General features: G+C 34.5%; 23 protein-coding genes. 21 read left to right on the top strand and 2 right to left on the bottom strand.

The window, feature by feature from the left end; genetic code table 11:
• The first annotated feature begins 2 nt into the window (after nucleotides 1-2).
• The 21 genes from CPG45_RS05275 (at nucleotide 3) to CPG45_RS05180 (ending at nucleotide 21,537) form a co-directional block, all read left to right on the top strand.
• Nucleotides 3-821, top strand: coding sequence for a M23 family metallopeptidase (locus CPG45_RS05275; RefSeq protein ID WP_096230954.1), 819 nt, complete (start codon nucleotides 3-5; stop codon nucleotides 819-821).
• 128 nt (nucleotides 822-949) lie between these two features.
• Nucleotides 950-1,201, top strand: a complete 252-nt coding sequence (gene spoIIID, locus CPG45_RS05270) for a sporulation transcriptional regulator SpoIIID (protein ID WP_096230953.1) — start codon at nucleotides 950-952, stop codon at nucleotides 1,199-1,201.
• 127 nt (nucleotides 1,202-1,328) lie between these two features.
• Complete coding sequence (locus CPG45_RS05265; protein WP_096230952.1) at nucleotides 1,329-2,357, top strand: rod shape-determining protein; 1,029 nt, start codon at nucleotides 1,329-1,331, stop codon at nucleotides 2,355-2,357.
• 12 nt (nucleotides 2,358-2,369) lie between these two features.
• Nucleotides 2,370-3,116 (top strand): flagellar basal-body rod protein FlgF, encoded by a 747-nt coding sequence (gene flgF / locus CPG45_RS05260; protein ID WP_096230951.1) that lies wholly within the window; start codon nucleotides 2,370-2,372, stop codon nucleotides 3,114-3,116.
• Nucleotides 3,117-3,202: 86 nt separating this feature from the next.
• Nucleotides 3,203-4,003 (top strand): flagellar basal-body rod protein FlgG, encoded by an 801-nt coding sequence (flgG, locus tag CPG45_RS05255; protein ID WP_096230950.1) that lies wholly within the window; start codon nucleotides 3,203-3,205, stop codon nucleotides 4,001-4,003.
• Nucleotides 4,004-4,132: 129 nt separating this feature from the next.
• Complete coding sequence (locus CPG45_RS05250) at nucleotides 4,133-4,465, top strand: rod-binding protein (protein ID WP_096230949.1); 333 nt, start codon at nucleotides 4,133-4,135, stop codon at nucleotides 4,463-4,465.
• Nucleotides 4,466-4,616: 151 nt separating this feature from the next.
• On the top strand, nucleotides 4,617-5,048 hold the full coding sequence (fabZ, locus tag CPG45_RS05245) for a 3-hydroxyacyl-ACP dehydratase FabZ (RefSeq protein WP_096233491.1): 432 nt from the start codon (nucleotides 4,617-4,619) through the stop codon (nucleotides 5,046-5,048).
• A gap of 90 nt (nucleotides 5,049-5,138) precedes the next feature.
• Nucleotides 5,139-6,695 (top strand): murein biosynthesis integral membrane protein MurJ, encoded by a 1,557-nt coding sequence (gene murJ, locus CPG45_RS05240; protein ID WP_096230948.1) that lies wholly within the window; start codon nucleotides 5,139-5,141, stop codon nucleotides 6,693-6,695.
• Nucleotides 6,696-6,711: 16 nt separating this feature from the next.
• Nucleotides 6,712-7,830 (top strand): DUF362 domain-containing protein, encoded by a 1,119-nt coding sequence (locus tag CPG45_RS05235; protein ID WP_096230947.1) that lies wholly within the window; start codon nucleotides 6,712-6,714, stop codon nucleotides 7,828-7,830.
• A 90-nt stretch (nucleotides 7,831-7,920) separates the two neighbouring features.
• Nucleotides 7,921-9,660, top strand: a complete 1,740-nt coding sequence (locus CPG45_RS05230; RefSeq protein WP_096230946.1) for a GGDEF domain-containing protein — start codon at nucleotides 7,921-7,923, stop codon at nucleotides 9,658-9,660.
• Nucleotides 9,661-9,737: 77 nt separating this feature from the next.
• The gene (locus CPG45_RS17000; protein WP_172856485.1) at nucleotides 9,738-9,878 is read left to right on the top strand and encodes a hypothetical protein; all 141 of its coding nucleotides are present in this window, start codon (nucleotides 9,738-9,740) and stop codon (nucleotides 9,876-9,878) included.
• A gap of 18 nt (nucleotides 9,879-9,896) precedes the next feature.
• The gene (gene pgeF, locus CPG45_RS05225) at nucleotides 9,897-10,712 is read left to right on the top strand and encodes a peptidoglycan editing factor PgeF (RefSeq protein WP_096230945.1); all 816 of its coding nucleotides are present in this window, start codon (nucleotides 9,897-9,899) and stop codon (nucleotides 10,710-10,712) included.
• Nucleotides 10,713-10,835: 123 nt separating this feature from the next.
• Nucleotides 10,836-11,543 (top strand): FadR/GntR family transcriptional regulator, encoded by a 708-nt coding sequence (locus CPG45_RS05220; protein WP_096230944.1) that lies wholly within the window; start codon nucleotides 10,836-10,838, stop codon nucleotides 11,541-11,543.
• 230 nt (nucleotides 11,544-11,773) lie between these two features.
• Nucleotides 11,774-13,366, top strand: coding sequence for an L-lactate permease (locus CPG45_RS05215; RefSeq protein WP_096230943.1), 1,593 nt, complete (start codon nucleotides 11,774-11,776; stop codon nucleotides 13,364-13,366).
• Between the two features lie 136 nt (nucleotides 13,367-13,502).
• A complete protein-coding gene (locus CPG45_RS05210; RefSeq protein WP_096230942.1) occupies nucleotides 13,503-14,300 on the top strand; it encodes an electron transfer flavoprotein subunit beta/FixA family protein in 798 nt (265 codons plus the stop codon).
• Between the two features lie 27 nt (nucleotides 14,301-14,327).
• On the top strand, nucleotides 14,328-15,341 hold the full coding sequence (locus CPG45_RS05205; protein WP_096230941.1) for an electron transfer flavoprotein subunit alpha/FixB family protein: 1,014 nt from the start codon (nucleotides 14,328-14,330) through the stop codon (nucleotides 15,339-15,341).
• Complete coding sequence (locus CPG45_RS05200) at nucleotides 15,334-16,746, top strand: FAD-binding oxidoreductase (protein ID WP_013298139.1); 1,413 nt, start codon at nucleotides 15,334-15,336, stop codon at nucleotides 16,744-16,746. Before CPG45_RS05205 ends, CPG45_RS05200 begins: the two co-directional genes overlap by 8 nt.
• 23 nt (nucleotides 16,747-16,769) lie before the next feature.
• A complete protein-coding gene (gene larA, locus CPG45_RS05195) occupies nucleotides 16,770-18,044 on the top strand; it encodes a nickel-dependent lactate racemase (RefSeq protein ID WP_096230940.1) in 1,275 nt (424 codons plus the stop codon).
• 264 nt (nucleotides 18,045-18,308) lie between these two features.
• Entirely contained in the window at nucleotides 18,309-18,896 is a 588-nt protein-coding gene (locus tag CPG45_RS05190) for an HD-GYP domain-containing protein (RefSeq protein WP_096230939.1), read from the top strand.
• A 12-nt stretch (nucleotides 18,897-18,908) separates the two neighbouring features.
• The gene (locus tag CPG45_RS05185) at nucleotides 18,909-19,547 is read left to right on the top strand and encodes a response regulator transcription factor (protein ID WP_096230938.1); all 639 of its coding nucleotides are present in this window, start codon (nucleotides 18,909-18,911) and stop codon (nucleotides 19,545-19,547) included.
• A 13-nt stretch (nucleotides 19,548-19,560) separates the two neighbouring features.
• Nucleotides 19,561-21,537 carry a methyl-accepting chemotaxis protein gene (locus CPG45_RS05180; RefSeq protein WP_096230937.1) on the top strand — a complete coding sequence of 659 codons (1,977 nt, stop codon included), beginning with the start codon at nucleotides 19,561-19,563 and terminating at the stop codon, nucleotides 21,535-21,537.
• A 204-nt stretch (nucleotides 21,538-21,741) separates the two neighbouring features.
• Here the strand turns inward: CPG45_RS05180 and CPG45_RS05175 are convergent, their stop codons facing one another.
• Entirely contained in the window at nucleotides 21,742-22,818 is a 1,077-nt protein-coding gene (locus CPG45_RS05175; protein WP_096230936.1) for a glycosyltransferase, read from the bottom strand.
• A gap of 109 nt (nucleotides 22,819-22,927) precedes the next feature.
• Nucleotides 22,928-24,148, bottom strand: coding sequence for a DNRLRE domain-containing protein (locus CPG45_RS05170; RefSeq protein WP_231969017.1), 1,221 nt, complete (start codon nucleotides 24,146-24,148; stop codon nucleotides 22,928-22,930).
• Between the last annotated feature and the right edge of the window lie 185 nt (nucleotides 24,149-24,333).

Genomic DNA, 24,333 nt, shown 5'->3' with positions numbered 1-24,333 from the left:
TCGTGAAGATAAATAGAGACAATTTAGCGAGATTTTTTGACAGAAAAGGTTTCTACATAGTCTTATTTTTGTGTATTGTTGTTGTAGCTGTTACAGCTGTATACGTTACGAACAATAATTTAAAAAAGATGGCAGATTTAAAAACGGCTCAAGAGGAATTAAATACATCAAGCAAAAGTAAAAGCACACAAGACTTGGTAACAGAATATCCAAAAACACCTGTTAATGTAGCTAATAATACAGCCACAAAAGAAGATAATAAAGTGAAAGTGGAAAACAGCATCACGACGAAAACTACAGATGCAAAAGCAAATCAAAGTGTTATGAAACCAGACACAAGTAAATTAAACCAAGGCAATGATTTAAAAGCGATGTCAAACAAAGTAGAGACTAATAATCCGGTTAAAAGTGACACAACATTTGCTCTGACGAAACCTGTAAATGGCGATGTAGTTATGGAATTTGCTGAAAATAAACTGACATATTCGAAGACTCTTGATGTATGGACAACACATAAAGGTGTTGACCTAAAAGCTTCGAAGGGCTCAGATGTATTAGCAGCAATGGATGGTGTTGTAAGCAAAGTATATAATGACAGTAAACTCGGTAATACTGTCGAGGTTAAGAATGGTTCATATGTTACACGCTATAGCAATCTCGATGACAACATAGCAGTAAAAGCTGGACAAACACTCAAAAAGGGACAGGCTATAGGAAAGGTTGGAGCATCAGCGAAATTTGAGATTGCAGAAGACCCCCATGTGCATTTTGAATTAATAAAAGATGGCGTATATATAGACCCCATGCAATATTTTAAATAAAATAAAATTCATTATAACAGGGAATAATCCCTGCTATTTTTTTGCCTTACTGCTTGTCATTCAATTCTATTGATACAATCCCCGCATATAAATATATTGATAGGTCTATACTTAAGGGGGTTTTGATATTGAAAGATTATATCGAAGAGAGGACTATTGAAATAGCAAAATACATTATAAAAAACAAATCAACTGTGAGGGAAGCCGCCAAGGTATTTGGCGTCAGTAAAAGTACAGTCCATAAAGATGTAACAGAAAGACTTGAAAATATAAACCCCGAACTATTTAAAGAGGTGAAAGAAGTACTGGAAAAGAACAAGGCAGAAAGGCACATAAGAGGCGGAAATGCGACTAAAAGAAAGTACAAATCTGCTAAATAAATTCATGATAAAAAAGAGGAATTATAAAAAATTTGTCGAATTAATTTATTAAACATTTAATTTTATATGTCGATTGAAATTATAGATGCCATTTTAATGTCGAAAAACATAAGAAGGGTGTGTTTAAATGTTCGCTCTGTCAAAAGATATAGGTATTGACCTCGGCACGGCATCTGTACTTGTCTATATGAAGGATAAGGGGATCGTTTTAAACGAGCCGTCTGTCGTAGCTATTGACAGGAATACAGGTAAAGTACTTGCGGTAGGAGATGAAGCAAAAAGGATGGTAGGCAGGACGCCGGGGGATATTATTGCGGTGAGGCCTATGAGGGCTGGTGTTATTTCGGATTATGATATTACAGAAAAGATGCTAAAATATTTTATATCAAAAGCCTGCGGTGGCGGTATTATTATGAGACCAAGGATAATGATTTGCATACCAAGTGAAGTTACACAAGTTCAAAAAAGGGCTGTAATAGATGCGGCTATCCAAGCAGGTGCAAGAAGGGCTTTTTTAATAGAAGAGCCAATTGCGGCAGCTATTGGAGCAGGGCTTGATATAGAAAAGCCATGCGGTAACATGGTAGTTGATATTGGTGGAGGCACCACTGATGTTGCTGTTATTTCCCTTGGTAACACAGTGGTGTCTACAAGTATTAAAGTTGCCGGAGATAATTTTGATGATGCAATAATAAGATACATAAGGCGAAAGTACAATATTATTATCGGTGAAAGAACAGCCGAAGAAATAAAGATAAAAATTGGTACAGCGTACATAAGGGATAAAGAAGAAGTGATGACAGTAAAGGGAAGAAGCTTGGTTTCAGGACTCCCTAAGAGCTTTGAGGTTAAATCTCAAGAGGCAAAAGAAGCACTTGAAGAACCATTGAAAGAAATCATCGAAGCCGTTCATAGTGTACTTGAGAGGACACCACCAGAGCTTGCTGCAGATATATGTGATCGTGGTATTGTTTTAACAGGCGGGGGTGCTTTACTGCACGGGCTTGACAAACTCCTTGAGGAGAAGATGGATATTCCTGTAACAATAGCAAATGACCCAATTTCGTGTGTTGTACTAGGGACAGGTAAGGCACTAAATTCACTATCTACTATGGAAGAAGCTAATACTGTTATAGACGCATTTAAAATCAAATGAGAAGGTGTTAAAATGCTTAGAGGACTTTATACTGCATCATCCGGTATGATTGCACAGCAGAAGATTATGGATGTCCTATCAAATAATCTTGCAAATGTCAACACAACAGGATATAAAAAGGACTCTGTTGTGACATCAGCTTTTCCGGGTTTTATGGTGACAAAAAGCGGCGGCGATAATGTACCATATGATGGCAATGTAGGTCGTATGAATTATGGCATACTTGTAGATACATTCAATACGAATTTTTCAGAAGGTGCTATTCAGGAAACAAAAGGAAAGCTTGATTTTGCAATTGATGGGACAGGCTTTTTTGAAATAAGTACACCACAAGGTATGAGATATACAAGAGACGGTTCTTTTACATTAAATAGCAATGGATACCTTGTGACAAAAGATGGATATAATGTTATGGGACAGAATGGTCCTATAAGGCTGACAGAAGGTGACATCTCTGTTGATAATTTTGGAAATATTACTTTAAATGGACAAAATGTTGATAGGCTAAATATTGTAGATTTTAATAATTACAATACATTGAGGAAAGAAGGCAACAATCTTTTCTTTAATGTTGGTGGACAAGCTATACCGTCTAACGCAACGATTAAGCAGGGATACTTAGAGGGCTCTAATGTCAATTCTGTTGACGAAATGGTGAATATGATAAATGTAATGAGAATATATGAAGCGAATCAAAAGATAGCATTGGCATTTGATGAAACCCTCGATAAGGCTGTAAATGAAGTCGGAAGAGTATAATTTCGACTCTACCATTCAAAGAGTAGCTAAAATCTCAGATATTTGAGGAATACCATATAATAATTTAACGAAGGGAATGATTTATAATGATGAGAGCATTGTGGTCAGCAGCATCAGGTATGAATGCACAGCAGCTTAACGTTGATGTAATCTCAAATAACCTTGCAAATGTAAATACTACATCATTTAAAAGAGATAGAGCAGAGTTCAAAGACCTTATATATCAGACACTTCAAACGGAAAATATAAATGCAGGGCAGGGAAGGCCCGTAAACATGCAAGTAGGTGTAGGTGTCAGGCCATCAGCGATTGTGAAAGACTTTGGTGAAGGAAGCTTGCAGCAGACAGACAATCCTTTAGATGTTGCACTCGATGGTGAAGGATTTTTTGCGGTTTTAGGGCCTGATGGCAATACATATTATACAAGGGATGGAAGCTTTAAGTTAAGTGTTGACCAAAATACTGCAATGCTTACAACAGCAGATGGATATCCAGTACTTGATGACGGCGGTAACCAGATTACATTTGATAATACACAAAAAGAGATAACTATTTCACCACTCGGAGTTATATCTGTAAAAAATCCCGATGGAACACAGCAAGACATCGCAACATTGGGAATTTATAACTTCCAGAATCCTCAAGGACTTATTGATAAAGGAAACAATCTATATCAGGCAACGGCAGCATCAGGTGCAGCTGGAACAAGGAATGATTTTCAAGGTAAAATGGGAAATGTATTGCAGGGATTCCTTGAGACATCAAATGTGCAGGTAGTTAAAGAGATGGTTGATATGATAGCTGCACAAAGGGCATATGAACTTAATTCAAAAGCAATTCAGGCATCTGATGAGATGCTGGGGATTGCTAATAATTTAAGAAGATAGTTCAAATGTTTTGTTATTCGGAAGGAGATAGTAAGCCGACATAAGGAATACTTAGGATTTGATTTGGGGCTATTACAAAATTTGTAAACAAGAGGTCATAAATTCAGTTTGAAAGGAATGTAATTATTGATGATAGTAAATCCAATAAATGATGTTAAAGATATGCAGCAGATATATTTGGGAAAAAATACTGGCGATTTTCAAAAGGCCATACAAGATGCTGTAAATGAAAAGGACAAGAATAAACTTAAAGAAGCGTGTAAAAACTTAGAAGCAGAGTTTGTGAAATTAATGCTTGATGAAATGAGAAAGACAGTACCAAAAGATCCTATAACGGGTAATGACTTTGCAACAGATGTTTTTACATCTATGATGTATGACAAATACGCAGAAGCAATATCGCAAAACTCAAATTTAGGCCTTGCAGATACAATGTACAAACAACTATCAAAGAATATTTAAATAAGGACATTTAAGTCCTTTTTTTATTTTGCATTGGAAGTGTAAATATTTTTTAATCTATAACTTTCCATATCCCATTGTCCAAATTTTTATATTTTCATTAATTATGATATAATCATAATCAAAAGCATAAATAGAGGTGACATTTGTGATAGAGAATAAAGAAATAAGGGAGTTCATACCGCACAGATATCCTTTTCTTCTGGTCGACAGGGTACTAGATGTAGAAGATAATAAAAAAGCTATAGGGATAAAAAATGTTACAGCGAATGAACCTTTTTTTGAAGGACACTTTCCAGGTAATCCAATAATGCCAGGGGTTTTAATTGTTGAAGCTATGGCACAGCTTGCTGGCATCATTGTTATGCATGGCGAAGAAAATAGGGAAAAACTGGGTTTATTTACAGGTATCAATAAGTGCAGGTTTAAAAAAGTTGTAAGGCCTGGTGACCAACTAAGACTTGAGGTTGAAATAATATCATCTAAAATGAACCTTGTAAAAGTAAAGGGAAAGGCAACTGTAGATGGTGATACAGTCGCGGAGGCTGATATCTCTTTTATGTTAATCGATAAAAATAATTAAAGTTAAGATGCAGTGGTCTGTTTTGCGTCAATAACGCTTTTCCTATAACACACCCTGACATGGATTTAACAGGATGAAGGAGTTTTATGAATGTCGATAGCGAAAAAAACCGCAAAAGCTGCAGGACTTGTCATGGCAATAACATTTATAAGCAAAATAACGGGTTTTTTACGGGAAGTTACATTAGGATCGAAATTTGGTACTACAAGGGACATTGATGCATACAATATGGCACAGAATATACCTATGGTGCTTTTTGCGGCAATTGCCGCTGCCATTGGTACAACAGTCATACCGCTTTTTTCTGATTATCTAACAAAGAGAGGCAAAGAAAAAGCCTTTGAGTTTATCAATAATCTCTTAAATGTCACACTTTTAGTTACATTAGCCTTTACAATTATTGGTATTTTAATATCGCCATTAATTGTAAAAATAATGGCACCTGGATTTAAAGGTGATGTATATTCAGAAACAATAAAGCTTACAAACATATTATTTCCAATTACAGTATTTGTAGCGGTATCAAACATTATAACAGGTGCACTGCAGTCCTTAGAGCATTTTGCTGTACCGGCTATGATAGGGATACCGTATAATTTCATAATAATCGGTACTGCAATATTGTTTGGATCAAGGTTTGGCATAACAGGTGTAGCAATAGCTACTGTTATTGCATCATTGCTACAGATATTTATACAGTTACCATTGTTGTACAAGCTCGGATTCAGGTATAAATTTATTATTGATTTAAAAGACGACAGTGTAAGACGCGTCATAATATTGGCAGTACCGGTTCTCATTGGAACTGGAATACAGGTCATAAATACATATGTTGACAGGATGATAGCATCATATCTTCCTACTGGCAGCATTGCGGCATTAAATTACGCCAATAAGCTTATTGGTTTTGATATATTTTCAATGGCTATAGCAATTGTAATATATCCAATGCTTTCAAAAAGCTTTGCTTCCAATAATATCGAAGAGTTTTTGAAGGGTATTAAATTATCAATTAAGGCTATCCTTTATATAATGATACCAGTAACTGTGGGTGCTATTATCCTTAGAGTGCCTATCATAAGGCTCTTGTTCGAAAGAGGCGCCTTTGATGAAAAATCGACTGAACTGACATCTATCGCCTTTATGTTTTACAGCATTGGCATGACGGCAAACGGTCTTAGAAATGTTTTAAGTAGGAGTTTCTATTCTTTAAAGGATACTAAGACGCCTATGTACAATGGAGCAATTGCGGTTTTAATAAATATTGCATTGAATTTGATACTTGTAAAATATTTGGCCCTTGGAGGTCTTGCACTTTCAACATCTGTTGCTGCAATTGCTACATCACTGATGCTTATGAATTCCTTAAGGAAAAAGGTAGGGAAAATAGGCGGATTAGACCTTACATTTACACTTATAAAAGCTTCAATAGGCTCATTAATTATGGGATTTGCAGTTTACTTTGGATATAATGTGATGACAAGTAAACTGCCATCAGGAAAGATTTATGATGTTGTTTCGCTTTTTGGTACTATATTAGTAGGCTCAGCAATTTATTTAATATTCGTTGTATTGACTGACAGGTCTATTGTAAGATATATAAAGAAAGGTGCAAATACAATTAGGGCGAAATTAGTTAGGGATTGATAAGGAGTGATATTTTATGAAATCAAAAGTCTATTTTTACAATATGCGTTCAACAAAACCATCTGGCAGTATATCATCAAAGGTAGCAAGACTATTTGATATTGCAGGATTTAGAAATATTTTTACTGAAGGTGACCTTGTTGCTATTAAAATGCATTTCGGAGAGAAAGGAAACAATGCCTTCATTAATCCGATTTTTGTAAGGCAGGTTGTTGATAAAGTTAAGGCAAATGGTGGGAAACCATTTTTAACAGATTCAAATACACTATATAAAGGAAGCCGTTCAAACGGAGTAGACCACTTAATAACAGCGATAGAAAACGGGTTTGCATATGCCGTTGTCAATGCGCCCCTTGTCATTGCAGATGGTATCTTTAGCAAAGATTCCGAAGAAGTCGAAATAAACAAGAAGCATTTTAAGACAGTAAAGATATCGTCAAATATTAATAATGCAAATTCCATGATTGTTCTGTCACATTTTAAATGTCATGAGATAGCGGGATTTGGTGGCGCCATAAAGAATCTTGCAATGGGATGTGCTCCAAGAGCAGGCAAACAACAGCAGCATTCTACAGTAAGCCCAAAAGTTGGGAAAAACTGTACAGCATGTCAGACTTGTATTAGAAACTGCCCAGAAGATGCAATTACATTAGTAGATGGTTCTGCATACATAGATCCGAGTAAATGCATCGGCTGTGGTGAATGTGTATCAATGTGCCAATACGATGTCATAAAACCTCAGTGGGGTACAAATATGGATGAATTTGTCGAAAGAATGACGGAATATGCATATGGTGCATATATAAATAAGAAAGGTAAGATTGCCTTTATGAATTTTATAATGAATGTCACGCCGCTATGCGATTGTACGCCATGGAGTGATGCACCGATAGTGCCTGATGTCGGGATACTCGCATCATTTGATCCTGTCGCAATAGATAAAGCAAGCTATGACCTCGTAAATAACCAGCCTGGTCACCTACATTCGGCCCTTCACGACGTTGGACGTGGAATGAATATCGGCGAAGATAAATTCACTGCTGTACATCCAGATACGAGAGGTGACATACAACTTAAATACGGTGAAGAGCTTGGTATGGGTGTAGCAGATTATGAGCTTGTCGAGTTGAAATAATGCGGGTTATTTACCCGCATTAAAAGTTTACACAATATTAATAATTCCTTAACTTTTTAGATATATAATAAAGTGTAGGGGGTGGTAGAATTGAATAGCGATGAACTAAAGATGATCATTGAGGGGAAAAAGATCACTACATTGTTTCAGCCTGTTGTATCATTGCAAAATGGGGAAATTATAGGTTATGAAGCATTATCAAGGGGATTTTTAGGAAATAGCTTATATAGTCCTGACGAACTTTTTAATACGGCAAAAAGAGAAAACATGGTTTTTGAACTCGAAAGGATTTGCCGTATTAATGCCATAGCAAATTTTAATGTTTTTGATACAGATAAACTTCTCTTCATAAATGTTGATCCCGATATACTAAAAGATGAGCATTTCATTAAAGGTAATACAAAAGATATATTAAAGTTTTTCAACGCAAATCCATCGAATGTGATATTTGAAGTAACCGAGAAGACCTGTGTAGAAGATTATAAAAGTTTTAAGAAGGTCATCGACAATTACAAAAGCCAAGGTTACAAAATAGCCATTGATGATGTCGGTACAGGTTATTCCGGACTATCAATGATAGCTGAGACGCGCCCATATTACATAAAAATTGATATAACACTCATAAAAAATATTGACAGGGATAATTTAAAAAGAGCAATAGTAAAGGCCTTAGTAGAATTTGCAAATACGACCGGCATGAAGCTTATCGCGGAGGGAATTGAAAATGTAGATGAACTGTCAACAGTTATTGAGCTTGGAGTCCATTTCGGTCAGGGATTTTTGCTTAAAAAACCTGGTGAGAGTTTATCTGATATAGATAATGACATAAAGGATATGATAATAAAATTCAATTCCTTAAATGAAAAGCTTAGATTTTCAACAAGTGCTGCTATAAGCATAGGTGAAATCGCGAGAAGAGATGTCGGTGTTTCGCCATTTGTATTTGGCAATGTGATTGAAAAGATATTTATGGAAAATCAAAATATTCAAGGGATACCAATGGTGGAAAACGGCAAGACAGTCGGATTAATAATGCGGAAGAAGTTTTTTTCACACATAGGTACACAGTACGGTTGGGCGATTTATATGAAAAGACCAGTATATAAGATAATGGATACAGACCCTCTGATAGTAGATTATAATACACCTATAAATGATGTCGCGAAGGCTGTCATATCACGTGATGAAGATAAACTATATGATTACATAATAGTCAACAAAAATAATAATTATTATGGTGTTGTACCTGTTATAACGCTATTAGAAAAGACAATGCAGTTGGAACTAAATATTGCGAAATATTCAAACCCACTAACAGGACTTCCGGGAAACCTCATAATCGAAGAAAATCTGAACAAAATACTTAAAGAAAATAAAGAATTTTCGCTTTTGTACTTTGACCTAAATAATTTTAAGGCATACAATGATGTATACGGCTTTGAAAATGGCGATAAGGTGATAAAATATACAGCAAACATCATTGAAAGGCACCTATATTTTTACAATGATAGCTTTTTAGGCCATATCGGTGGCGATGATTTTATTGCTATTGTAAAAACACTTGATGTCGAGAAACTTTGTAAAAATATAATACAAGAATTTGACCACAATATAGTAAGATTTTATAATGATGCGGATATAGAAAGAGGCTACATATGTACCCTTGATAGGTTTGATAATGAGACGTGCTTTCCTATCATGGGGATTTCTATTTCCGTTGTAAATAGTTTAAATAAAAATTTTAATAATATTGACGAGATAAGTGAATTTGCTTCGAAAATTAAAAAAGCATGTAAAAAATTTAAGAAAAGCCATTATATTATAGAATAGTTTTTTATTTTTCTATACTTTTTGTATACGATTATAGTATAATGTATATATATGGTTATAAAAAGGGAGAGGTCAAATTGTTAAAATATATTATAATTATACCTTTAGCAGGTGTATTAACTGTTGCATTGCTCTTTTTAATAATGCTGTCGATGATTAAACTATCTGATAAATATGTAGCAAATAAGAAGGAAGATAAGAATAAAAAAGCAAATTGATAATAAAGGGTGACTATAATGAATAAAGGTTTCAAAAGAAATGAAGTAAACGGCGTTGTATTTTATACAATACCTGCATTTGAAAAGACAGGATTAGTTAAGCACCTTTTCTCAACAAGGATAGGCGGTGTCAGCAATGGTGCGTATTCTTCTATGAATTTAAGCTTAACACGGTATAATGATAAAGAAGAAGTTTATGAAAACTTCAAGAGAATCTGTGATGCTGGCGGATTTGCATATGGTGATATGGTTTTTTCTGACCAAGTACATGGTGATAAAATAAGGAAGGTTACTAAAGATGATAAAGGTAAAAACTTCAGCGGCAGTGACATAAAAAATGCCGATGCACTTATGACAGATGAAAAGCAAATACCCCTTGTGACATTTTATGCAGACTGTACACCGTTATTTTTCTTAGATCCTGTGAAAGAGGTTGTTGCACTTGCACATGCTGGATGGAGAGGAACAGTAAAAGAAATCGGGCCCAAAACTGTTAAAGCAATGATCGATACATATGGTTCAAATAAAGAGGATATACTTGCAGGTATAGGCCCTGCTATCGGCGTATGTTGCTATGAAGTAGGTGACGATGTAGCAGAAGAAGTAAAGAAACTTGACATTAACCATGATAATGTACTTATTCCTAAGGGTAATGATAAATGGATGTTTAATCTCGAGATGACAAATTACCTCGAGCTTACTGGATGTGGTCTAAAGGATGAAAATATAACACTATCTGGGCTTTGTACCCACTGTAATAAAGAAGAGTTTTTTTCCTACAGAAGAGATAAGGGTAACACAGGCAGTATGGCTGCATTTATGGTATTAATTTAGTAAAATAATGCATGGACATTTTTAGTCCCTATACTTAAAAAAATGACCAAATATTGTCAAATAAATAACTATAGTTGTAAAACGAATTCGCGAGTAATATAATAAAGATAAGGAGTTAAGGAAATGGACTTTAAACCAGTTAAATCGGAGAGAGTTTTCGAAAACATCATTGAGCAGATCAAGGATAATATTTATAAAGGGAGCTTGTCAAAAGGAAGTAAATTGCCATCTGAAAGAGATTTGTCAAATATTTTATGCGCAAGTAGGGCATCGATAAGAGAGGCATTATCTGCACTAGAAATATTAGGTATCCTAGAGACAAAACCTGGTGGTGGAACATATATTGTAAATAATGTATCACATGCAATTATCGAAACAATGTCATTGGCATTGGCACTTGAAAATGATGAAACAGAATTTATTGAGCTCAGAAAGATTCTTGAAAGTGAAAGCGCATATATTGCATCACAAAAGCATGATGATGAATCGATATTGGAAATGAAGAAATATTTTGATATGATGGGCATAAAATTTGATGAAGAGCAAAACACTTATGCAGACAAGAATTTTCATAGAGCCTTGTGCAGAGCCACAAAAAATAGACTGCTATATGATATAGTTGAAGCAGTATCGATTGGTATAGATAACTATATTGTGAATTCACGAAGAAGACTCATGGAAGACCCTAAAAACTTAGAAATCCTTTATAACCAACATAAGAATATCTATGAAAGCATTAAAGAAGGCAAAGCAGATGATGCAAGAAGGTATGTAATAGAGCATATTAATTTTGTACAAGAAAAGCTTAAGGAATTGAAGTATGAAAAATAATTTTGGAAAGCTAAATGCTTTCTATATTAAATAAATAAACTGGTCAGACCATCATACAGTCTGATTATAAGGGGGCTGATAAATATCATTGTTAATTTGCTAATTATATTACGATGCTGAGTGAAATGGACAGACATAATTTGTTTATGGATAATTTACTTAAAGTAAACGATAACATTTAGGATTTTTTAAAGAGTTTGCCTAAATCCATGATTCAAGGAGGAAAAATTATGTGGAATCCAATCCAAGATCCATTATCATATGTCTTTTTATCAGCAATTGTTGCATTTATACCGCTTTTGTGGCTTTTAATAAGCCTCGGTTGGTTTAAAATGAAGGCGTATATTGCGGCACTAATATCATTGGCATTGGCGATTTTGCTGAGTATAACTACATGGGGTATGCCTGTAAAATTTGCTTCGCAATCTGTTTTAGAAGGTGTTGCAACGGGCTTATGGCCGATTGTGTGGGTAATTATTGCAGCAATATACACTTACAATGTAACAGTTGAGACAGGTAACATGAATATCATCAATGAAACATTGGCTAAAATATCTCCTGATAGAAGGATACAGGCATTAATTCTCGCATTTTCCTTTGGTGGTTTTTTAGAGGCTGCAGCAGGTTTTGGTACAGCTGTTGCAATACCAGCAAGTTTATTGGCAGGTATTGGTTTTGATCCGTTATTTGCTGCGGTCATATGTCTTATTGCAAATACTGTACCCGTTGCCTTTGGCGGTATTGGAATACCTATAATAACGCTTTCACAGGTAACAGGTATTGAAGAGAGCCTGCTTACAACGTATACGGCATATCAGCTCATACCGTTTATAATTATTTTACCCATAGTTCTTGTTATAATAATGACGAAATCCTTTAAATATTTGAAAGAGGTTTTAGGTGCCTGCATAGTCAGTGGAATATCATTTGCACTATTTCAAACAGCCGTTGCAGTATTCGTAGGACCGGAAGTTGCAGCAATTGTTGGTTCATTGGCATCACTTTTGTCTATTATCATCTATGTTAAGATAAAACCAGTGAAAAAAATCTGGCTTTTCCCTGATGAAAAAGCAAGTGGCGAAATAGCCTCGACAAATGCAGTAAATGAACATGATAAAAGAATAAGCGGTAAGAAGCAGCTTATCGCCTGGACACCATATATTGTTTTGTTTGTCCTTATAATGGCAGTAAATCTTATACCCGATCTTAAATTCTTAGGAGATGTAGCAACAAAAGTACAAATATATTTTGGACCAAATGGAAAACCATCATCATTTCAGTGGATAACGACACCTGGTACTATTATGTTTATATCCGCAATAATCGGCGGATTTGTCCAAGGAAGCAGCATAAAGGGACTTTTAAAGATATTTGGAAAAACGATAAAACAGTTATTACCTACAATAGTCGTCGTTTCATCAATTGTTGCGATGGCAAAAGTCATGGGCTATAGTGGGATGATATCTGTTATCGCAGTAGCCTTAGCTGACACGACAGGAAAAGTATATCCGTTTATTTCACCTTTGATTGGTGCACTTGGGACATTTATAACAGGCAGTGATACATCTTCAAATATCCTTTTTGGCGCATTGCAAAAGCAAACGGCATTGCAGATACATGCTAATGCTGCATGGATTGCCGCTGCAAATACTGTTGGTGCATCGGCAGGGAAGATGATATCACCTCAGAGCATAGCTGTTGCTGCATCTGCAACAGGTTTAGTGGGTAAAGAAGGGCGTATTCTCAATTCGACATTGTTGTATTGTTTGGGATATGCCATTTTGCTAGGTGTTTTGATATTTGCAGTAGGTAATATGCTTTAACAGAAATTTAACAATATTAATAAAATAAAGACTTGCAAAAACATAATACTTGATGTAAAATATAAATAAAGAAACTGGTCAGACCAGTTGAGCATGATTTAGTTAAGAGCTTAAAAATGTGGAGAGGAGTGTAAACATGAAAATAGTTGTACCAATTAAACAGGTGCCTGAAACAAGCAATGTAAAAATGAATCCCGAGACAGGGACAATGGTAAGAGAAGGCGTTGAGAGCATTATAAATCCGCTTGACTTGTACGCTATAGAGACAGCTATAAGGTTAAAAGAAAAGTTTGGAGGACAAGTAATCGTTATATCAATGGGGCCAGATAAAGCACTTGAGGCAATTAAAGAAGCAATTGCAATGGGATGCGACGATGGTATACTTCTATCAGACAGAAAATTCGCAGGATCAGATACTTGGGCAACATCATATGTTATTGCAAACGGCATTAAGCAGATAGGCGATTTTGACCTTGTGATTTGCGGTGAAAGGGCAACAGATGGAGATACTGCACAGGTAGGTCCCGGAATTGCATCTTTCTTAGACCTTCCATTATCAACATTTACAAGTGAAATATTATCACTAAATGATGAGAAAATCAAAGTTAGACGTCTTGTAGAAGGTGGCTATGAAGAGATAGAATTAGAACTTCCAGCAGCACTTACAGTTGTAAAAGAGATAAGCGATCCAAGACTTCCTACATTAAGAGGAAAACTTAAGGCAAAGAAGATGGAGATACCAGTATGGGGGCCAAAAAATATTAATGCAGATGAAGAAAACCTCGGCCTTAAAGGGTCACCTACAAGGGTTGTAAAAATATTTACACCTAAGGTTACAAGGGAAGGCGAAAAAATAGTTGTAAAAGACGAGAAAACGTTAAACGAAGCAGTGGACAAAATCATGGACTACCTTATTAAGAAAGAGTTTATTTAGAAAACTTGATGAAAGGGTGAATAATAAATGGGTGAAGTTTGGACATTAGCAGAATTTAGGCACGGGGAACTTAGCAGTGTATCATATGAGCTTTTAAATAGAGGCAAAAATCTTTCACAGAAATTAGATACGGCATTAGCATCAGTTATTTTGGGTTATGACATCAAAAAAGAGGATATTGATGAACTTATTGCAAGAGGTGCAGATAAAGTTTACGTGGTAGATGACAAAAACCTTGAAAATTTTCTTGTTGAATCATATGCAAATGTTTTGATAGCACTACTTGACGAATATAAGCCGGACATTTTTATAGCAGCAGCGACAACAACAGGAAGAACCTTGATGCCATATGTTGCAGTAAGGAAGAAGACAGGTCTTACAGCTGATTGTACGGTTTTAGACATTGAGGAAGGAACAGGAAATTTGCTTCAGACAAGGCCGGCTATTGGTGGTAATATCTTAGCAACAATAAAGACACCTAATACGAGGCCGCAAATGGCAACTGTAAGACCCCACTCAATGAAGCCGGCAATGCCCGACAAAAATCGCAACGGTGAGGTTATTTATAAAAAATACGATGAAAGCCTATTTAAAACAAGATCGAAATACTTGAGATTTATTAAAGATGAATCACAGCAAGTAACAGTACAGGATGCCAAGGTAATTGTTGCAGGCGGCAAAGGTGTAGGCAAGGAGGAAAATTTTGCAATAATTGATGAGCTTGCAGAACTTCTTGGCGGTGCTGTTGGCGCATCCCGTGATGTTGTTGATAGGGGTTGGAAGACATATCCGCATCAAATTGGTTTAAGCGGTAAAACGGTTTCACCAGCTTTGTATATTGCAGCAGGCATTTCAGGTGCTGTGCAGCATATAGCTGGTATGCAGACATCAGAAAATATTATCGCTATAAATAAAGATCCCGATGCACAGATATTTCATCTTGCAAACCTTGGAATAGTTGGAGACTTGAATGAAGTATTACCGCTTTTGATAGAGAGAATAAAGGAATACAAGGCAAAGGAGGCTTCAGCAAATGTATAATAAAGTGACACCTGAAATCGTAGATGAACTGATTGAGATAGTAGGCAATAAAAATGTTATTTACAATAACTTCGATGCTATGGAGGCATACTCACACGACGAAGTAGCGGAGAAATCCTATGCACATATGCCGGATGTTGTCGTAAAACCATCGTCGGCAGAAGAAATTTCAAAGATAATGAAGCTCGCGAATAAATACAAGATTCCAGTTACGCCGAGAGGTGCTGGCAGTGGTCTATCAGGTGGTGCAGTACCTGTTGAAGGCGGCATTGTTCTATCAGTCGAAAAGATGAACAAGATTCTTGAGATAGACAAAGATAATTTAATGGCAGTTGTAGAACCCGGTGTTGTTACTAATGAAATAAATAATGTAATTAAAGATGATGGACTTTTTTACGCTGGATATCCGATGAGTGTTGAGACATGCTATGTAGGCGGCAATGTTGCAGAAAATGCAGGCGGCGGAAGAGCTGTCAAATACGGCGTTACAGGAAGGTATATTTATGGACTTGAAGTTGTGACGCCAACAGGGGAGATTTTACACCTTGGTGGAAAACGTATGAAGGATGTTACAGGATATGACCTTATACATCTTATGGTAGGTTCTGAAGGAACACTTGGAATATTTACGAAGATATATATAAAATTAATGCCCCTTCCGCAGTCAAAGGTAGATTTATTGGTTCTTTTTAAAGATATAGATACGGCAATTAAGATAGTACCTAAAATAATGACATTTGGAAGAATTATACCGACATCAATCGAATTCATGGACGACCTTTCATTTAAGACTTCTTGTAAATACCTTAATGAAAAGATACCATTTGAAGAAGCAGGTGCTATGCTTCTCATTGAGCTTGACGGGAACAGCAAAGCAGAGCTCGAAGAACAGTATGAAGTAATAGGAAATCTTTGCATGGAAAATGGAGCAATTGAAGTATATATCGCAGATAATGCTACGACATCTGAGAGGATATGGAAGATTAGAAGAAATATTGCTGAAGCTTGGAAGCAGTATAGCCCTGACCAGAGCCTTGAAGACGTCGTCGTTCCAATATCAGAAATACCCAAATTTATGGAAAAGGTTAGGAAGATATCTGAAAAATATGATGTACCTATACCTTGTTACGGTCATGCTGGTGATGGCAATATTCATGCAACCCCTGTAAAAAATCCTAAATTCACAATGGAAGAATGGCTTGATATCTTGCACCACAAATTATTGCCAGAGCTCTACAAAGAAGTAATTAACTTAGGTGGCACAATAAGCGGTGAGCACGGTATTGGACACAAGAGAAGAGAGTTTATGTCTATGGCATTAGAGCCAGCACAAATCGAAGTTATGAGGGCTATTAAGAGAGCACTTGATCCAAATTATATATTGAACCCTGGTAAAGTTATATAAAATACTATTTTGGAGATGGTTCTATGGCAAATATAGAAATTCCTTATGGCAAAAGCAAATTAGCTATTGATTTACCAGATGAGAGAATCCAGGGTATACTAAGGTCAAAGGCTGGAAGCTATAAGGTAAATATGTCAGAAGAAGATATAGTTAAGAGGGCATTAGAGAATCCAATAGGAACAAAAAGGCTTCAAGACCTTGCGGAAGGTAAGAAAAACATTGTAATCATAACAAGCGACCACACAAGGCCTGTACCGAGCAAAATTACATTACCATTGCTTCTCGATGAAATAAGAAAGAAGAACAAAAGTGCTAATATAAAGATTTTAATTGCAACAGGATTTCACAGAGGAACGACATTGCAGGAAATGAAAGCAAAATTCGGTGAAGATCTCGTTGAAAATGAACAATTTGTAGTTCATGACTCGAGAAATAGTGAAGACATGGAATTGATAGGTACATTGCCATCAGGCGGTAAACTAGAAATAAATAAATTGGCAGTGGAAGCAGACTTGTTAGTTGCAGAAGGCTTTATAGAACCCCACTTTTTTGCGGGGTTCTCCGGTGGAAGAAAAAGTATCCTGCCCGGAATAGCCAGCGCTCAATGTATCTTGGCAAACCATTGCTCTGAATTTATCAAAAACCCGTATGCTAGAACAGGTGTTTTAGAAAATAACCCAATACACAGAGACATGCTCTATGCTGCTAAAAAAGCAAACCTTGCATTTATCTTAAATGTCGTTATAGATTCAAGTCACAAGATAGTAAATGCTTTTGCCGGACATAGTGAAAAGGCACACTTAAATGGGTGTGAATTTGTAAGCGAGATTGCAACGGTGAATGCAAAACCTGCAGACATTGTAATAACATCAAATGGCGGTTATCCACTTGATCAAAATATCTACCAGTCTGTAAAAGGTATGACGGCAGGTGAGGCTGCTTGTAAAGACGGCGGCGTGATAATCATTGCTGCCGAATGTGCTGATGGTCATGGAGGAGAAGGATTTTACAGATGGTTTAAAGAATCCAAAGACCCACAAGATGTGATGAATAAGATCCTTTCGAGAGGACGTGACGAGACGCTTCCGGATCAATGGGAAGCTCAGATATTAGCTAGAATTTTAATAAATCATAAGGTCATAATGGTGACAGATAGCAAAAATTATGAATATGTAAAAGACATGTTTATGACACCAGCAAAGGATTTATGTGAAGCGTTAAAAATTGCAGAAAGCATTGTTAACAATGATTCTAAGATAAATGTAATACCGGATGGAGTATCAGTTATTGTAAGGTAATAGAATAAGATGAAAATGTCTCTAATTTAAAGATTTATAGTATTTCGTAAAAAAATTGATTTTATATTTGTTCATACATCTATTATTTATTTTATATTAATAATATTATTATTAATTTTTTTTTTTTTTTTTTTTTTTTTTTTTTTTTTTTTTTTTTTTTTTTTTTTTTTTTTTTGAAAAATTTTAAAATCATCGAAATATTGACAACGATTAATCCCGATGTTATCATTTAATTGTAAATTTGTGTCGAAATGGGGAGGAAAAATGTCTAATTCTGAGGAAGAATTTATTAGTGAAAGGGAGCTTATATCAAGATTTTTAAAAAGTTTAAGGCGCTATAGGTATGAAACATATTTACATAGTCTTCGCGTTGCCAAAATTTCAGAAGGTATAGCCAAAGTTTTAGGCTTAGATCTTAAAAATCAGATATATATTTATAAGGGGGGACTTTTACATGATATAGGTAAAACAAAAATACCGAATTGTATACTGACAAAGCCATATAAATTGACAAAAGAAGAGTATGACATTATTAAGGTTCATCCGCAATATGGCGCTGAAATGTTGAAGATATTTCTCAATATGAGATATCTAATACCACCTGTTTTATATCACCACGAAAAACCTGATGGCTCAGGATATCCTTATGGCATTAAGAATATACCATTAAGTGCACAAATCATTTCTGTATCCGATTCTTTCGATGCAATGACAACAGAACGACCATACAATAAACTTAAAAGTGTTGATCAAGCATTAGATGAGTTAAAAAGCATGCCTGATAAATATAATATTATAATAGTAAATGCACTTGAAGATTATATAAATTATTATGTAAAACATAAATGTTGAGGAGTGTATAAGATGATAAATGTTATAATTTTGGGTTTATATCCATTAGAAAGAAAGGCATTGTCGATTTTGATAGAAAAAGAATCTGATATACATATAATAGATGATGTAAAAAATATCGAAGATGCAAACATGCTAAATAATATAATTCCTGATATAATACTTATAACTGTAAGCAAGTCATACAATTATTGCTTTAGACAAATACAATATATAGAAAATAAAAAGATAAAAAGCAAGATAATATTATTAACATCATATCTCGATGGCTTATATTTATACAATAAATACAATAAACTAAAAATAACCATAAATGGATATATATTTAAAAACATCGGACAGAATGAATTAATTAGAGCTATCAAAACAATATACAATAAAGGATTTTATATGCAAGATGAAGTAAAATTTAAAAAATTAGAAAAATACCTTGGTGATACAAATTTAACAAAAAGAGAGATGGAAATACTTTTCTACATATTTAATGGATATAAAAATAAACAAATTGCGGATATTTTATATATATCAGAAAATACTGTTAAAAATCATATTTATAATATTTATAAAAAACTTAACGCAAAAAATAAAGTTGAGGCGATTGATCGCATTTTAGATAGCAAAATTATATCCGATAAAGAAAATATTATATAAGGGGGATAAACAAATGAAAAGTATAAGGAATAAGATATTTTTACTTGTGTCCATATTAATAATAGTACCTTTATTAATAACAGGATTTTACTCAATAAATTCGGCACAAAAGATATTAAAGTATAGAATAGATATATCAAATCAAGCAGCACTTAACATACTTGACTATTATATAGACGCAGTAAAACAAAATGCGGAAATATCTTTTAACGATCTTGTAAATTCAAATGAAATAAAAAACTATTCACAAAGCAATGATACTAATAGTCTACTCAGCAAATTAAAGGATATTAAAGATAATAATCCTAATATATCAAATGCCTTTTTTACAATGGCAGATGGAAAAACCGTAATATATCCTGTTCAGAATACTAACAATATTGACTTTACAAAAAGGCCTTGGTACACAAATGCGTTAAAATCTAAAGGTAATATTGTCGTATCCGAACCCTACAAGGATGTATTAAGTGGACAGCCGGAAATAACTTTATCAAAAACAATTTTTGATGATAACAACAATGTTGTAGGTGTCGTCGGAATTGATTTAAACATATCAAAACTTTCTGACAACTTGAGTAAAATAAAAATCGGGTATAATGGGCATTTTATGTTAATGACAAAGGATGGCATTATTATTTCACACTCGGACAAAAAGATGTTATTTACACCAATTACAAAATATGATTTTGGGAAAAAACTTATATCTATCAATAATAGTACAATTGAATATACTTACAATAATCAAAAAACATTTACCAGTGTTAAGAAACTGGACAATTTCGGATGGATTGGAGCGGTTTCTACATCTATTGATGAACTTAATGTTGACACGAACAAAATTAGAAATGTAATCTTTCTTGTTATTTTGATATGTTTGATAGGTGGTCTATCATTATCACTCTTATTTATAACAAATATCACAAAGGGCATAAGAAAAGTGTCGGAAGCAATGGAATTAGCATCAAATGGTGAACTATCTTTGAGCACAAATATAAAATCAAATGATGAAGTTGGAACACTTTCAAAAAGTTTTAATAATATGGTAAATGGTATAAGATCCCTTATTTTAAATATAAGAAAAGTTTCGGATTCTATTAACCATGTATCGAATAATCTTGCTACATCCTCAGATCAGGTGTCACAGACAATGCAGGATGTATCCAAGGCAATAGAACAGATAGCAGAAGGCTCTTCAAATCAAGCACAAGATGCACAAAATAGTGCAAAATCAACATTAGAGTTGGGAAAACTTATAGATGCAGCTATGGGCGATTCAAATAACATTTTAGAAGAAATAAATAACATAAATATAATATCAAATTCAAGCAATGATATAATAAAAGATTTACTTGACAAAACACAGAAAAGTATTGATTCTAACAACAAGGTTAAAAAATCAACGCTATCTTTAAGAGATAAATCAAATGAAATAGGGAAAATAGTAGATACAATAAAACAAATAGCGGATCAGACGAATTTGCTGTCATTGAATGCAGCAATTGAAGCCGCAAGAGCTGGAGATGCTGGCAAAGGATTTGCCGTTGTTGCTGATGAAGTGAGAAAATTAGCAGACCAGTCTAGAGAGGCGGCAAAAAGCATATCATTGTTAATTGGAGAGATTCAAAGCGATATAAGTAACACTGTTGAGACGGTTGAAAGTGCCAACAATATAGTTGCTGAGCAGAGTGACTCTGTTAATAATACAAAAGAAATATTCGTGGGAATCATAGAAGCAGTAAAGTTTGTAACAGAAAGAATTGATAATCTTAATAAATCATTAAAGGATATAGAAAAGAATAAAAATGTGATAGTCGATTTAGTACAAGATATTGCAGCTGTATCTCAGGAAACAGCGGCATCGACAGAAGAAGTCTCGGCTTCTTCAGAAGAGCAAACAGCTATAATAGAAGAGCTATCTTCAACTGCTAATGAATTGAAAGATTATGCCAATACATTAATGGAGTCAATTAAAAAGTTTAAAATTGAGTAAGAGATAAGAAATTAATAGTTAATTATGTTAAAAAGATATGCGATAATTAAAATGTTGCATATCTTTTTTAATGAACCTTTTATTTTTTGTTTTATAAATAAAAAATAGACTAATAATATTATTGGCTTATTTTTACTTTGCGGTCTTCAAAATTGTAATCAAGATTTAAACTTCCATATTTGTATTACTTACAATACTTTAAAATTATTTTTCCAATAATCCTTCAAGTAATTTTTTATTTTGGATAACCATAGGATCATCAGGGATATACTTTCTTGCTTTTTCATTGTATTCATAGGATTTTTTGATATCACCGAGTTTATAATAGCATACACATAATTGAAGGTGCGGAAGCCATGTTGAGCATGCTGCATTAATAAAGCCTTGCCTCGGCTTTTCTACTTTTGTCGCAAGTTCATACCAGAAGATCGCCTGCTTTAACTTATTTTCATTTAGAAATCTGTATCCAAGCCTGCAGCAGAATTCAGGTCTTGGTGCATCATATTCAAATGATTTATATATGGAATCATTTCTCTTATCTACATCACCTATTGCGTCATAACAGTCAGCGAGTTTGCTGAGGGAATATAATATGTCCTCTATCCAGCCTCTCTTTGTATCGATAAATTTATTATAATATTCTATAGCTTCACTATACCTTTTATGGTCGCAAAGTTCATTTGCATAGTAAAACAAGTCTCTTGGTGAAAAATATTCACCTTTTTTTAGTCTCGCATCGTATATATCAATATTTCTATTTGGTGTGAAGTTAATCTTATTGTGTATTATATTAATATCGCTTTCGTATATATTTCCGTAAACTTCTAGATATTCGTGTACTGCACCAATCCATTTAAAATTTCTTGACCTTTTAACAAGGCGATTTCTTACGCTGTAAAATGAAGGATTGCCATTAACATCCTTTGTTAAAATATATTTCATTGTTACTGAATCAACTGATGTATCAAAATTATTTTTGAGCCTTATAAGTTTTTCTACATCGGACTTTCCCATATAATCATCTGCATCAAGCCATAATATATAATCTTTTGTAGCTTTACTAAAGGCGTAATTTCGTGCTGAACTAAAATTATCGATCCATTTGAAATCATAGATTTTATCGGTATATTTTTTTGCGATATCTTTTGTCATATCTATAGAACCAGTGTCGACAATTATTATTTCATCAATAGCATCAATTACTGATGAAAGTGATTTATCGAGGGTTTTTTCCTCATTTTTGACAATCATGCATAAGCTTATGGTGATTTTTTTTGTCATTTTTCTATACCCCCAATTTATGAAAAGAAAATATAAAAAGTTCAACTCCTAAAGCAAGAGAATATTTATTTAAAAGTTCGGTGGGGGAAAAGCCCCACCATTTATAAATTTAGTTTAATTTTATTATTGTTATTGAAGCATTAACTGTGCCACTAGCAAGTGTTGTGAGAACACCGATATTTCTCAATGTTAATACATCACCAGCAGTAACTGTCAGCATTGCTTGGCCTATCAGCTCCGCAGCATTAACTATTGAAGAATATTGTGTCGATGGTTGAACTGTACCATTTAACGTAAGAGCGATTGTGCTTATTAGCGCTATAGATGCTGTAAAGGTGTAGGTTATTTTATAAGTTCCACCTATTGTAAAGGTAATAGGTGCTGTTCCAGCTGTGTGAGTTATTCCGACTAATGGTCCATTACTGTCGAATGTTACGTCTCCCCCGATAGCTATTGTGTTTGCAGTAGTATTATAAACATACCCATAAGCAGCTAAACCAGCGCCAGTAGGACCAGTAGGTCCAGTAGGTCCTGTAGGACCGGTTACGCCAGTAGGACCTGTAGGTCCAGTTAAACCCGTAGGACCTATTGGTCCTGTTGACCCCGTAGGACCAGTAGCGCCAGTCGGACCCGTAGGGCCGGTTACACCAGTAGGACCAGTCGGACCAATCGGGCCAGTAGGTCCTGTTGCCCCAGTAGGACCAGTAGCGCCAGTCGGACCTGTTGGGCCGGTTACACCAGTCGGACCAGTCGGACCTGTAGGACCTGTAGGACATACGGGACATGGCTCATAAGTTACTTCGAGATATGGTTTATTAACATTATTGGTTGATTCATATCCAATAATAATGTCAACAACATTTTCGATTCCCTTTATAGTTATTCCAAAATTTAAACTTGGGGTAAGATTCCACTTAGCTACCAAATTTGTTATATCTATGCTTATATAACTGTTTATCATACTATCAGTCACAGTAAAAGTATATGGTGTTATAATCGTTGAAGGTGCTGTATTCCATGTTACAGTTAATTGACTGAAGTTACTTTGATTCTCATAGATAGTTATATTCTGTGGAGATAACACACTATCTGGTGTATCCTTTCTATTTACATAGAGAAATAGTTTTGCATCTGTTAAAACATTACCGGGTGGTATAACTCCTGATAAATTGAATTTAATAAGTGCCCTATAAGCATCCGGCATACCTCTATACCTTAAATATTCACCAGTGAATAATGATATAGAAGTTCCAAAATTTTGTGTTGCAAAATACTGTGAGATAGCAGCATCATCTGTAGGATTGATTTGTATTGTCGGCAAAATGATCACCTCATCATAAAATAATCAAAATAGAAAAATTTATTCAAGATAATATATAAAACTTTTAAATGAATAAATATATTCTACAAATAATATATGCATTACATATAAAAATGTTAATATCAATATATAAAATATGATATATGTTAGATGGAATTTATTAATTATAGCTCAAAAATATAGCTAATAATTTT

It is taken from the genome of Thermoanaerobacterium sp. RBIITD (assembly GCF_900205865.1).
In the GTDB taxonomy this organism is placed as follows: Bacteria; Bacillota; Thermoanaerobacteria; order Thermoanaerobacterales; family Thermoanaerobacteraceae; genus Thermoanaerobacterium.
This window is presented reverse-complemented; position numbering and strand designations above follow the sequence as displayed.